1 protein-coding gene is annotated in these 1104 nt (G+C 61.6%); it reads left to right on the top strand.

Features of this window, described 5'->3' with window-relative positions; genetic code table 11:
* Nucleotides 1-184 precede the first annotated feature (184 nt).
* A partial coding sequence (locus ACYCAX_RS26540) for an IS110 family RNA-guided transposase (RefSeq protein ID WP_460249212.1) occupies nucleotides 185-1104 on the top strand: 920 nt, incomplete at its 3' end.

The following is a 1104-nucleotide window of genomic DNA, read 5'->3' as shown; positions in this document are numbered from 1 at the left end:
GGAGGGACAAAGCTCGCTTCTGCAAGTAGAGACGGTAGGAGACTTCTCCCACCCACGCGCTCACGACAAGCGCCGATAAGGAATCCATCGGATATCGAGTAGCTCGCTCGAACCGACGATACCGGCAAGCCTGCGCAGATGTGAGCCCCGACAGGTTGTTCCATCTTCCCCGTCGGAGTACGCCATGACAAGCCAAGCCCCGGTCATCGGAATTGATGTTGGCAAAGACTCGCTGAGCCTCTGCCATGCCCATTCAGGCGAGGTTGCCGAACTGCCCAACGAGGCGCGTGCGATCAAGACCTGGCTCAAGGAGCTGCCAGCGGCGTGTGCGATCGCCATCGAAGCTACCGGCAGCTATCACGTGACGCTGGCGACCTTGGCACAGGCCAAGGGGCACCAGGTCTACCTCATCAACGGCTATCGCCTGAGCAACTACCGCAAGGGAATTGGCGGTCGCAACAAGGACGATCGCAGCGACGCCCAGCTCCTGGCCCGTTATCTGGCTCACGAGCATCTGCAACTAGAGCCTTGGCAGCCCCCCTGCAAGGCCTACAGACGCTTGCAGAAACTGCTGCATCGGCGTGCCATGCTGGTCCGCAGCGCAACAGCCCTGCGTCAGAGCTTTGCCCAGGATCGCGAGCTGAGGCAGGCGTTGAAGCCAGTCCTCGGGCGTATGGCGGCGCTGGAACTGCGTCTGGAGAGGCTCATTCATACCGCCTTGCACGAGGCTGGTTTGGGTGAGCAGAGCAAGCGCTGCCAGGCCATCGAAGGCATTGGCCCGTTGACCGCGGCGGCCCTGAATATGGCCTTCCTGCGCGGAAGCTTCCGTAACGGCGATGCGTTCATCGCCTTTCTGGGGCTGGATGTGCGGGTCAAGGAGTCGGGGCGTTACTGCGGCAAACGCAAGCTGACCAAGCAAGGAGATCCAGAGGTACGGCGCCTGCTGCACAACGCCGCAATGTCTGCCGCCCGGACCAACCGCTGGCGCGATCTTTACCAGAGTTACCTGGCACGGGGCCTGAAGAAGACGGAAGCACTGACCATCCTGGCACGCAAACTGGCTCGGATATCCTTCGCGCTGATGACTACCCAGCAGCCGTATCG

Source organism: Pseudomonas sp. MT3 (assembly GCF_054720805.1).
Note: the sequence above shows the minus strand (reverse complement) of the source record. Positions and strands in the feature narration are given on the sequence as shown.